This is a genomic window from Sedimentitalea sp. (assembly GCF_039973035.1).
GTDB lineage: Bacteria > Pseudomonadota > Alphaproteobacteria > Rhodobacterales > Rhodobacteraceae > Sedimentitalea.
Map to the genome: position 1 here is coordinate 1 of NZ_JBDWLR010000101.1, position 12,591 is coordinate 12,591.

The following is a 12,591-nucleotide window of genomic DNA, read 5'->3' on the forward strand; positions in this document are numbered from 1 at the left end:
AATCGCATCGAGATCATGTTCGGCAGGTTGAAAGATTGGAGACGGGTCGCGACCCGATACGACAGGTGCCCGAAGGTCTTCCTCTCCGCAATCGCGCTAGCGGCAACCGTCATCTATTGGCTATGAGTCCTGACCCTAGCAGTCGTTAATAACTGCACTTTGGCACATTCGATGACGGTGGAGCAGGAGCCACCCACATCATCCGGTATGGGCCGTGATCTCCTGTCAAAACTGATTGCTATCTCAGTGTGTTTCGACGCAATTTCGGTGCGTCCGGGGATGCAAGATGTTTCATGGTGATGGGTGATGACTTTGTGCATCTACCTGTCGAAAACGATGAATAGGTCAGAGACGAGGTACACATATTGTACGATACGGTGAGAACATGATGCGCTTACTTGTTTCAGCTGACATTCACCTTGGTTCACCAATTCGATCCGTTGCGCTGCGCAACCCCGATCTTGGCGAGCGTTTGAAACAGGCCAGCCGCGACACCTTCGTCAACATCGTAGATATGGCGATTTCGGAACAGATTGATGCATTGGTTCTGGCAGGCGACATCTTTGACAATGGTTACCCGGACCTGAAATCCCGCGCCTTCCTGATTGCGCAGTTAGCGCGTGCCTCGGACGCTGGCGTGCCCACAGTGCTGATCAGGGGAAACCACGATGCGCTTTTAGATCACAAGGCGCATGGAGACTTGGGGCCGAACATCCACCTTCTGCACAAGGGGGCCCCGACGGTGGAAATTGGCGATACTGCGTTCCATGGTCTGTCATTCGATGCGGCGCATGTGGCGAAAAGCTTCCTGCCCGAGTATCCGCAGCCGGTGCCCGACAAGCGCAACATCGGGCTGATGCATACATCGCTCGACGGCGCGCCCGGTCATGATCCTTATGCGCCTTGCTCCGAACGGGACTTGATGGCGCATGGCTTCGACCTCTGGTGTCTCGGGCACATTCATGCACCATTTGAGCGGCTCGACGGACCAGTCTTGGCGATCATGCCCGGTATACCGCAGCCGCGTCACTTTGGTGAGCGCAAGGGTGGCACCGTCACCTTGGTGTCCTTGGGTGACGGTATCCCGGATTTCGAACGCCGCGCCATTGGCCGCCTTGGCTTCTCCGAATGTTCGTTGGACTTGAGCGCCTGTTCTGATCAACAGGAGGTTCTGCGAAACCTGCGCGACGCGTTTGTGGCCGTGCAAGTGCCGGGCTGCGACATGGCGGTGCGCCTTTACGCGACCTCGGATCGACACGGCGCGGACCTTGTGACGGAACTGTCGACAGAAGTGCTGGATAGCATTGACGGCGTGTTCCTCGACAAGGTCAAATGCGCCCCGCTGCCCAGCAAACTTGGGGCCGAGACTGACGATCTGGTTCGTCTGATGCGGGATGAATTGGTCGAAGAAGGCTTTCGACAGTCCGCCCTGCAAGAGCTCGAAGAACTGCGTCTCGCCATGCCGTCCGAAATTATGGACGAACTTGATCAGGACAGTCTGGATGCGCTTCTTGAGGAAGCGATTTCCGAGGTCTCACTGACATTGCACGCGGGGGCCTCGAAATGAGGCTGAACCGGTTGGACCTGATCCGCTATGGGCGTTTTAAAGACGCCGACATTGCTTTCCCAAAACCAGCCGAAGGCGTGCCCGACGTGACGGTGATCTTTGGCCGGAATGAAGCCGGCAAATCCACCGCCTTCAACGGATTTCTGGAATTGCTCTTCGGTTTCAAGGGTGGTGCGCATCCCTATGCCTTCCGATTTGATCGAAGTGATCTTGTGGTGGGGGCAGAACTTGATCTGCCTGGGCTTGGGCCCGTGGTCTTGCGCCGCAACAGCAAGAGGACCCAATCGCTCTTGGACGCGAATGACCGCCCGATAAACGAGGCGATCCTTTTAGGTGCATTACACGGCCTGACGCGAGATACCTATGAGGAACGGTTCTCACTCAACGAGAAGGGTCTGCGCGAAGGCGGCGAACGGATTGCCGGAGCGCAGGGGGACCTTGGCCAACTCCTGCATGCGGGCCTTTCCGGGCTTACAGGCATGGCTCAAACGCTGGACTCGTTGGCAGAGCGGGCCGACAGATTCTATAAGAAACGTGGGCGGGGCACAGCATTGAAAACCGGCAGCGATCGCCTGAAGGCGATTGGCCGCGAATTACGGGCTGATCGTTTGACGACCGATCGAGAGCGCGCCCTTCGTCAAGATCGTGACCGGACATCAGCCGAGTTCGAAACTGCTGATGCCGAGCTCAAACTGGCCCATCGAAGACAAGCTGCGTCGAAGGCTGCGGCGGTCTGGTACGACCGGACCGAGAAGATAAAGCAGCTGACAGAGGCCCTGGCCGAATTCCCAGACGGCCCTGCCCTCCCTACGGATGCGGCGGAGCGTGTTGCAAGCCTTGTCGAAAAGATCGCGGCTCGGGCAATCCGGATCAAAGAGGCGGAAGAAGAGATCGCCAAACAAGATCAGATTATTGCAGACCATCCAGCCGACATGCTGGCCCAGCCTTTAGCGGCAGAGTTGCAGCGGCTTGATCAACTGACCATCGATGGGGCGCCTATGATGGGACGGGCCAGCACGGCGCGGGCTGATCTGGAGCGTCGCCGCGAAGAGCGCGAGAAACTCGGGGAAAAAATCTTCGAAGATCTGGGGCTTCTCCAGATGCCAGATGCGCCGGCATTCACAATTGCATTGGAGCAAAGCGATCTTGAGGGGCTCGAGACTGCGGTGCAGGACTGCTGGACCGCAAGTCTTTCAGCCGACGCCGCACGCAAGGCCGTCGAAGCAGCCCGCGCCCAACACGGCGAAGCGCCGACAGAACCGCAAGATTTGACTGCGCTGCGCGCAGCCTTCGATGTTTGGAAGACTGTAGCGGATGTCTCCACCGCCGAGGCAAGCCAAGGACAGGCATTGGCGCGCCTGACGAAGGTCATCGCTGACCTGCCAAGGACTTGGAGAGACCGTGTCGCGGCGGGCTTGCCTGCGCCGGAAACGCTCGGTGACGTCAGTCGCGAATGGGCGACCCTGACCGCGGATATTGCATCGGCTAGCACAGAAGTCGCCGCCCGCGCAGCTGAAGTGGCCGAAGCGCGGGCAAATCTCTCCACGCAGGAGGACGCACCCGACGCTGTTGATATCGTCAAGACCGAAGAGACCCGGCGTAAGCGCGACATCATATGGCAGCAGCATCGGGGCAAACTTACGATCGAGACAGCCGATCACTTCGAAGCGGCGATGTACGCCGATGACGGCGCCCGGGCACATTATCTGACGGGGGCCGAGGCCCGGCAGCGACTGCTCGCGGCACAAGGTCTGGTGCGGACCGCCAAGGCCCGGCATGAAACCGCAAAGACCCGTCACGACAATTTAGTTGTGCAGCGTGACCGCCTGACGGATCGCTGTTCCGGATTGGCACATGCACTGGGATTGGAAGACGGCGCGCGCCCCTCCGCCTTCAGCCCGCGCCAACAGGCTCTGAGGACAGCGGCAGACGCTGCTGCCGATCTATCCAACGCTGAAAAGTCGCTGCATGATCGCCTTGCCCAACGGGACGCGGCTCGAATTGCGTTGGCCGATGCGGCGCAGCCCCTTGGGCTTCAACCTGCGCAGGGCGACCTGCCCAATGAGGTACGACGCGCATTGACGCTGGAGGAGAGCGATCGCAAGGCGTGGGCGAAATGGCAGGATGGCAAGAAGACCGTTGCCGAACTGGACAAAAAAGCGGAGCAATGTCGCAGCGATTTCGAAAAGGCGCAGGGAAAGCTCGATCAGTTGACAGCGGCGCTGCCTTTGCCGGATCGCTCTATCTCGGCAATCCGTTCGGCCTTACCGCATTTGCGCAGTCTGCATCGGCACCAAAGTGACCATCAAGGGCTCTCGGATCGGATCAAGGCCTTGGAGCAAGCGATTGCCGCCCTTGCAGATGGCGCGCAGCGTTTGGCTCAAATCATGGATGGTCCCGAGGACGACACACATATCGACCCTATCCAACTCATCGACCGTGCACGTTCGCGCGTATCGCTGGCAACGCGGGCAGACGAAAAACGTAAGGAGGCCGCCTCGAGAAGGGACGAGACCGAAAGGTTGAAACGTCGCACAGAGACCGAGCGCCAGGATGCCAATGATGAATTGGACGCTTGTTTCGAGAGGCAAGGAGGACAAGGCCTCGCACCGCGCGACCGTGTCGCAAAGCTGGTTGAGCGTGATCGTCTGCGAACGGTAAGTGTAACAATGGACCATGATCGTCAGAAGGCCCGTGATGGCGTCGATGATGATCTCTTTGTGGAAGAACTGGCCCAGATGCCTGACGCTACACGCGCGCCAGAGCTGGAACAGGCGCTGCAGGACGCACAGCTCGCCCGCGACACCACCCGCGATGCACAAACCGAAGCCCACCGTTTGTACCGTGTAGCCTTTGAGGCCGCCGACCGCAGCGATCTCGCGACCGAACAGGCAACATTGCTCGAAGAATTGCGGAGCGGCGCACGTCAGGCCGCGGTGGCTCGACTCGGAGTGCTGGCGGCACGCGGGGCGTTGCGTCGGCTTGCGGCAGAGCGGCGCAGCACCATGTTGCGTGACGTCGAAGAGGCCTTTATTGCCATGACCGCCCCAGCCTGGACAAGTGTCGACGTCTGGACCCAGGCCGAAGGCGAAAAGCTCGTCGGTATCCGGCCTGACGGAGGCACCGTTCCCGTTGACCAGATGTCAACGGGCACAATGGGTCAATTGTACTTTGCGCTGCGCCTCGCTGGCTATCGCAGCTTTGCGCGCGAACCCGGTCCGCTACCAATGATCCTGGATGACATCATGGAAACGTTCGATGATACGCGCGCCCGGGCGGCGCTGAAGCTTTGCGCGGAGATCGGCGGGAACGGACAGGCAATTCTCTTCACCCATCACGCCCATCTGGTCGAATTGGCACGAGACAGCATCAAGGGGGTGGCTGTCGTGGAAATGCCAAACTGAAAGATCTGCTGGACCTCAGACGGCTGTCACTCACGGAGCATTTTTGGGCTGTACGCGGAAATACTGAACAATAATGAATGGCCGAACGTCCGCACTTGATGATCGATACTCTACCGGCCCGGCGCTCGCCAACATCACCCTTGGTCAGATCGGAGCAGACGACCTCGCCACTGACAAGATCAAGACCGAGGTGGAGCTTGCGCCAAGAGCGCCGTTTGCGCTTGGTTTTATGCTTTTCCTCAAGCCATTTCTTACCCGGCAGGCGCATGCGCAGCATGCTGCCGAGAGGGCGCCTTCGCCAGAGAACTTCAGGCCGGTACTGTCGACAACCAGGTGAATCCCAGCTTGACTGTGGACCCTTGGCTTTGTTTGCAACGCCAACCCATTACCCCTGCGCGACAGGGTGGAGAAATCCGGCACTGCGATCATAATCCCCAACAATTTTGCAATGGAGCGCATCAATCCTTGAGTCTGGCGCAGCGGCTGGTGGAAAACCATACCCAAAGTCAGGCAGAGCTCAATCGCCAGATCTGACTAGCGCCGTTGTCCGCCACGCGTTGCTCGGCGCGGTGCCGACCACAGGCCAAGCGCGTCTTCGTCGATCCAGACCGTTAGATCACCGCGTTGTCGCAGACCCTCGTTGTATTCAGACCAGCTGGTCACACGATACTTTTGCTTCGGGATCTTGTCACGGCGAGCGGCGTTGAACTTATGCGGCATTTATAGCATCCCGCAGTCAGATCACACGGCCAGCTACGAAACCGAACCGATCTGTGCAACACACCCGTTCACCACTCGCCACCAGGTTGCTTGAGAGGCGGAAATCGCCACTTGAGCGGGTGGTTCGAGCTAGGTGAATCCGACGACTTAGGATATTGTTGCAATAGTTGTGATAATTCGGCCGCTGATTCCGACACACTTTTCTGCTATCTTGATATGTCAGTCCAATGTCGAACGGAGCAAGGACTATGCCTTTTGGGGGGTGGGGACAGCCATGAGCTTGACCGATATTCAAGACGATTTTGTCAAGAGATTCATCGTGATGGCCGATGGCGGCGATGCTGCCGACATAGACGATGTGCTATTGCGCTTGAACAACGTGAAGGTTCCCGCCGGTGCGACACCGGCAGAAGCGAAAGACATCTCCGAACAGATTGCGCTCGCCCGCGAACTGGTGCGTGATGCGGGCGTTCCCCTGGCTGTCGATCAGGCGTCGATAGCGACAGGCGGTGCCGAGCAATTGGTTCTCGAGATTTCAGACCGCATCAAGAAGACCGGCGAAGAGGCCAAAGCACTGTTGAAACGCGCCGACGGACTGGAAGAGTCGCTCGATGCCGAGGTTCCTTCGGAGGAACGCGACAAGATAAAGAGCACGGCCGCGCAAATCGCCGGACCGCTCGTGGACGCCACCGACCCCGAAGTCGTCACCGCCGCCAGAGCCGAGATTGAAAAACAGGAACTCCTCGCCGCGTCGCTGAATGAGGCGGCAGAGCAAGGCCGGCAGAAGCGCAAGCAGGAGGCCGAGGAACTGCGCGAAAAGCTCGGCAAGCTGACGGTACCCGATGGCGCGGACGGCACGGAACGGAAAACAGCCGAAACGCTGGCCGCCAAGCTGGACGATCTGGCAGAGATTCCGACGGCGGTGGACCTGGTTTCGGCGACCGAAAATGTCAACGCGCTGGAGCAGTATCTGGATGAACTGAAAAAGACCCTGGCTACACGCAAGCAAAAGGCGCAGGATCTACGGAACCAGGTGGCTAAGCTTGTTCCGCCCAAGGATGCCGAGATGTCCGAACGGACCGAAGCCGAAAATCTTCGGATAATATCCGACGATCTGGCCGATACGCCCACAACGGACGAACTGGCGCAGGCAGTCAGCGACGTTGCGGCACTCACCAGATACCTAGACGATCTGGACCTCAAGTTGAAGGAGCGGCGGGAACGCTTTGCCAAGGTTGCCCCGTTGCTGGCACGCCTCGCCGCTGATGCGCCAAAGCTGATGCCGCACAAGCGGGCGCCAGCAGGCGGCGACGCTCTAAAAATACAAGAGCACGCGAAGCAGCTGTTGGCCAAATCCCAACACCTGTTGGATTGGTCCAAGGTGACGGACTGGGCCAATGTAGATCTGACCAATCTGGATCAAGCCTGCGGTGAACTTGAACGCCGTATGGACGATCTGAACGGTGCAATCGTCGAGAAGATTTCCGACATTGACAAGGTGGTGCAGGCGGCAAAGACCTGCATCGGTGCACCCAAGGGCCGCAAGTTCAGCAATGTGCAGATCGCGGCCTTTGAACAACTGATCACGGTGCAAACGAGCAAGACCGACGCCGATCTTGATCAGGCCGATACGGTAATTTCTGCGCTCGGCGAACAGGTCACACAGTTGAACAAGCTGTCCGTGGCCTTGGCCGTGAAGGAGGCGCGCATCGGCGCCGTGACAGAACCCAAGGAAGCGGATTTGTCCGCGAAGGAGAAAGCCGCGCTCAAAGCTGCCAAAAAGGCGGCCAAGGACGCACTGGACAAGGTGGATGAGCTATGAAGGTCAGCGAATTGACGGGACCGATCACCGCATACGAACGTCTTGCGGCGCAGACGGCGGCGGCTGTCCTGAGCCGCGCGGATCTGGCGGCCAAACTGGGCGGCGGCTCCGAACTGGTCAAGGTGATCGACGGCTTTGGTGATGCCGACAAGTTTGCCGACTTCGCGGCAAAGATGCCGAAACACCCGCCATTGGAAGATGTGATCAAGGCGTTTGGCACCGATGTTGCCGATATTGGAAATCTTGTAAACGACATCCTAAAGGGCAACACAGGCGTGCTGGTGGCGCTGGCGGAACAGGGTTGCGGGCGTGATCCCGCCCAGCTCAAGGCGCTGTCGGATGAATTGAAGAAAGACCCCAAGCCGTTGCAGGATATGATCGCCGAGGCCGGCATGGGCAATAACCCCGAGGCGCTGGCGGCGATCTTTGACAGCGGCTGCGGACAGGATCCGGCGAAACTGCAGGCGTTCTGCAAGAAATTCGGCAAGAAGGAAGAACGCGAGCGGCTGGCCGGGGTTCTGGACCAGGGCGGGCTGGGGCAGGCCCCGGCGGTCCTGGCTGCCTTGGCCAAGGAGGGCGACGGCGATTTGCTAAAGACTCTGTCGGGCAAGTTCACCAGCGACGACGACAAGGATGCGCTGCGCGGCCTGTTGACGGAAACTGCACTGGACGGTCGCGCACCGTCCAACCCGGACTTATTGAGAAACATGATCGTTGACGGTCTTGAGAGCAAACCAGAGCGACTGAAGAAATTGCATGGGGCGTTCACGGCAGCGCCGGACCCCAGCCTGAGCAACCTCAATCGGGTTCTGACTGGGCTTGACGGCGATGACGGCAAGGGCGGCAAGCGTTTGGACCGGTTGTTCAAGGCGCTCAAGAGTCGCGACCCAACGATAAGCGATCAGGCTCTGGCCGACCATTTGCGTGACCCGTTCCTCAAGACCTTTGCCACTCAAAGCGCCGCATGCAAGACGCCGCCGATTGGTGGCCCCGAGAGCGCGAGAGCCAGTATCGAGGTGGCGCAAACCCACAGCAAACCCAGCAAGGCAGCCAGCGCGGGTGCCCTGGCCGGCAATATCGATCCGGCACAGGCCACCAACCTGTTGACGATCGGAATTGCCGATGACGAGGAACGCGGCGAATTTGCCGAGGCAATGGCGCAGGCCGGTGCGATGGAGGCGCGCGGGGCTGCGTTGCAAGCGATTGCCGCCAGAGGCGATGGGTCCCAGACCGCACAGACCAAGATCGCGACCGCTGCCGCCGTGAAAGCAACCGCCGAGATGGACGCGCGGCTTGACGGCGCGGCGCCGGATGCCATTGCCGCGCTGATCAAGCTGGCGGATGCTGCCATGGCCGCCGCCGAGATCGAGCCGGATGACGGTGAACGCACCAAAGCGATCGAGGCCGCGAAGGCTGCCGCCGTGGCCGCGCAGACGGCTGCCAAACGCGCCGCCGCAACGGCAATGGCCGGATCCGCCGGGGGCGGCGCGGCCGCCGCCGCCGGGCAAGCGCTCAAATCCCTGCCAAAGACCCCGCCGAACACGCCACCGACACCGTTGAGGATCGCGGCCGAATCCTATGCCGAAACGGCGCGGGACACGGCGGTGGCCGAGGCGGCGTTGACCGCCGCAAAACTCGGTGCCGCCGCATCGGCAGCAGCGAATGCCAAAGTCCTGAAAGGACAGGCAAGCAAGGAAGCAACCAAGGCGGCACAGGATGCGGCCAACACGTCGAAGAACATGGCCGAAGTGGTCGAGGCCGCCCCGCGCCCGGTGGATCCGGCGCTGCTGGTGCGCGCGGCGGCGCTTGCGGATGCTGCGCTTACGGCGGGGCGTGCGGTTGCCGACCAATCCGAGGCCGAGAAGGCCTTTGATGCAGGCAAAGACGTGACGGATGCGATCGCCGCTGCCGTGAACGAGGCCGCGGCTCGCATTGCCATGGACAATGTTCGAGAAAATGCCGAGGGCAAGAAGGCGCTGAAGAATCTGGCCGTGGCCGATGCCTGTAACGGTATCGCTGCCAGCACCCTGAAGCCTGGCAGCGAAGGCGGCACGCTTGCCGCGTCGCATGCCGATATTCTGTCCGGCGCCAAGACCGGGGATGATCTTGCCGCCTATGGCCTCAGCGCGACCCAGAAAGCCGACGCCGAGACCGAGGCGAAAGCCAAGGCCGGAGCGAACGCCCAACAGTCAGAGATCGACACCGAGATAGCCAAACTCAAGGATGAGGCGATACAAGCGCAGCAAGCCGCCAATACCGCCGCGGCGAACCTGGCCGCCGCCGTACCCAGCGACAATCCGGCGAATTTCAACCTATTGCTCAAGGCCGCCGCCGAAGCCGCCAAGAACGCGCTGGCGGCGGCAAAGAACGTGGTGGATGACGCGGAACGCGCCAAGACGATCACCTCGGCGACGGATTGTGCCAAGGCGATCCGCAAGGCTTCGGAGATCCCGTCGGTCAAGATGGTGACGGTCGCAGTCAAGGCCAAGGCAGATCTGGATGTCGCGGCCACATCGGCCCGCGGGGCGGCGATGACCGCCGCCGCCGCCGATGAGCTGCTCAATGCGACCCCGGCAGATCTGAAAAAGGCTGCGGCCGACACGGCCTATCGCGCGGCGGCGGAGCAAAAGGGCACAAAACCGGAAAACAAGGACCTGGCCGCGGCAACCGGACAATCGCGTACCGACGCGATCAATGCCAAAGACGCCGTCGACCTTGCCGTCAGCACGCTGGGCGCGGCGACGCCGGCTGCGGATTCCGAGGCCTATGCCAAGCTGATCAAGGATCTGTCCGACAAGGCCGAGGCGGCACTGGTCGCTGCGCGCGATACCGTGGACGACAACAAACGCAAGGAGGCGCTGTCCGCCGCCAAGACCGGTGCGCAAGCCGCCGCCGCCGCCGCCAAGACACTGGCCGACCATCACCTTGCCGAGGCCGAAAAGGCGGCAAGTGCCAAGATGAACGAGGATATGCAGGATCTGACCGGCCATCTGCTGGCAGATCCGAATAATCCGTCTGCGGTCCCGGCCAATGGGGTGAACAAGACGTTCGAGCGTGGCAAGGCGGCGATTGCGGACGCCGCCGCGACGTTGCTTGCCCAACGGGCCGAGGCCGATCCGGCCGTGCGCGCGGCGACAGAACTGGCCGAGGAAAAACAATCCAAGGCCGAATTGCCGGGTGCCGATCAGGAAGCCAAGCTCGACGCGCTGGTCGCGGCGCGCGATGCGGCCAAGTTGCTGGCCGAGAAGGCGGTGGTGCATTTTGCCGGCCCACCTCCAGCACAATGGGGTGGGTTGGTCAGCGCCCTTCCCGCCGCCGCGCCCGCCGCCAACGCCCCGATGCCCGTCAATCCCGGCCCCGAGGAACAGTTCCAGGGGGCGCTGACCGCAGGACAGGCCGCGAGCAGCGCCACCACGGCCGCCCGCGCCGCCGCGCAAAAGGTCGAAATCTGTTCCAAGGCGTTCGAAAAGGAACTGAAGGCCATCAAGAAACGGACCAAGGCCGAAACCGATGCGCTGAATGCGGTCACATCCGTCATGAACGGAGCCAAGGCGGTGACGGACGGCATCGTGGCCAGCCAGGAGTTCGTCGCCGAAGGGCTGAAGGAGGTCAGGAACGGTGTCAAGAAATACACTGTCTGGGCAAACCAGAACCACGCCAATACCGCCGGGCTATTGGCCTTGCAGGCGACCGCAGGATTTGCCGGATCTGCATTCGAGGATACCAAGGTTGCCGCTGTCAGCGAGGCCGATCTTATACGCGTGTCGGCGGGATTGATCAAGAAGCCCTATACTGGCAATCCGATCGTGCCCGCAAATGGCGTTCAGGGCGGAACGGTGGATATGGCGCATATCACCGACCGCCACGTGGCGGAAACCTATCTGTTTGACGCTGAGTCAAGCCCGAAGGGATCGGAGCATGACATCGGCATTCTGCTGGGCGGCGCGCTGGCCGGCGTCTCGAACACAAACAAGACCAATGCGCAGAAGGACTTGATCAGGGAAGGCGGCCGGAACAAACCCAACTCGTTCTTCCCCGAGGATATGAAGGCGCCCGATGCCAAACAACTCGCGGAAGCGGCGATGCAGGACGCGGTTTCGAGCAATATCCATACGACAATGTGGAACCAGTATCAGGCTGCGCTGGCCACCGCCAACCAACAGTTGAGTGCCGCAACCACCCAAAGTCAAACCACAAAGGCAAACAACGCGATCGCAAATGCATGGACACGGGCTTGGTATGAACATAACTACGCCAATCCCAACCCACCACCCAACGCCGTCGCCGTTGGCCTCAATTTTCACACCCAACCCGCCAATCAAGGAAATGCTGCCAGTATGCTGAATGCAAGGATGTTCTACCCCAAGGACGGCGACAAATTGTCGACACCGGACGTTCTGATCGCTGCCAAGGCCTTGGGGGTCGCCCAATGATCTTAAAGTCTGAAAGGGTACCGGAATGAGTATGCTAAGAGGCGAATTGTGGCTGATGATCCCGAAGACCGGTTTGCGGTCCCTTGAGAACATCAAGCAAGACCTTGGGTTGCTGGACGCCATGGAACCCGAGCGCCGGGCCGACCCGAACGGCGCGCTCAGCATGACCGACGAGGTCGAATACATCATGATCGAGGATACGCTGAACGGTGTCACTGGGTTCTTTCTGGATGATCTCCCCGATTTGCTGCGGTCGGGCAAAGGCGGTGTTTACGATTTCCGGACCGGACCGGAGCAGGCCAGGGTTGATGTCGACGGAAGCGACGTTGTCTTGACCGGTTGGGACGGCAGCGATCTGACTGCGCCGGTCGAGGATTTTCTGACTGTACTTGAACAGTTGATATCCGAATATGATGAACTGTCCAACCTATTGGCACCGGCGGCCTGATATTGCCGTGGCATCACCCATGTTGCAGCGGTCAGCGCGTTCGCGGTAGGTTGGATGGCATCGTCAAGTTATCGGAGTTTCTGTCGGCGAAAGCCGTGGCACTGGATCTCAGGCAGCCTTCAGGTCACGCGTGATGTCGTCCCAAATCCAGTGGGCATCGGCTCTGGTTTGGCGATAGGCAGCGGCTGAAAGTGTAT

Annotated in this window: 6 protein-coding genes and 1 pseudogene; 6 read left to right on the forward strand and 1 reads right to left on the reverse strand. The window is 60.4% G+C overall.

Annotated elements, in window-relative coordinates; translation table 11 throughout:
• The 3 genes from ABJO75_RS27930 to ABJO75_RS27940 all read left to right on the forward strand — a co-directional run.
• A partial coding sequence (locus ABJO75_RS27930; RefSeq protein WP_333483634.1) for a transposase occupies window positions 1-126 on the forward strand: 126 nt, incomplete at its 5' end.
• A gap of 259 nt (window positions 127-385) precedes the next feature.
• Complete coding sequence (locus ABJO75_RS27935; RefSeq protein WP_348124058.1) at window positions 386-1,567, forward strand: DNA repair exonuclease; 1,182 nt, start codon at window positions 386-388, stop codon at window positions 1,565-1,567.
• Window positions 1,564-4,971 carry an AAA family ATPase gene (locus ABJO75_RS27940; RefSeq protein ID WP_348124060.1) on the forward strand — a complete coding sequence of 1,136 codons (3,408 nt, stop codon included), beginning with the start codon at window positions 1,564-1,566 and terminating at the stop codon, window positions 4,969-4,971. Before ABJO75_RS27935 ends, ABJO75_RS27940 begins: the two co-directional genes overlap by 4 nt.
• Before the next feature lie 124 nt (window positions 4,972-5,095).
• Here ABJO75_RS27940 and ABJO75_RS27945 read toward each other — a convergent pair.
• Window positions 5,096-5,691 (reverse strand): annotated as a pseudogene (locus tag ABJO75_RS27945) (IS5 family transposase); the annotation flags it as partial.
• A 274-nt stretch (window positions 5,692-5,965) separates the two neighbouring features.
• Here ABJO75_RS27945 and ABJO75_RS27950 point away from each other — a divergent pair.
• The 3 genes from ABJO75_RS27950 to ABJO75_RS27960 are packed head-to-tail and all read left to right on the forward strand — an operon-like array spanning window position 5,966 to window position 12,394.
• Entirely contained in the window at window positions 5,966-7,513 is a 1,548-nt protein-coding gene (locus ABJO75_RS27950) for a hypothetical protein (RefSeq protein WP_348124062.1), read from the forward strand.
• Window positions 7,510-11,946: a hypothetical protein gene (locus ABJO75_RS27955; RefSeq protein WP_348124064.1), complete on the forward strand. Its 4,437-nt coding sequence runs from the start codon at window positions 7,510-7,512 to the stop codon at window positions 11,944-11,946. The genes ABJO75_RS27950 and ABJO75_RS27955 overlap by 4 nt, the downstream gene beginning before the upstream one ends.
• A gap of 25 nt (window positions 11,947-11,971) precedes the next feature.
• The gene (locus ABJO75_RS27960; protein ID WP_348124066.1) at window positions 11,972-12,394 is read left to right on the forward strand and encodes a hypothetical protein; all 423 of its coding nucleotides are present in this window, start codon (window positions 11,972-11,974) and stop codon (window positions 12,392-12,394) included.
• Window positions 12,395-12,591 lie beyond the last annotated feature (197 nt).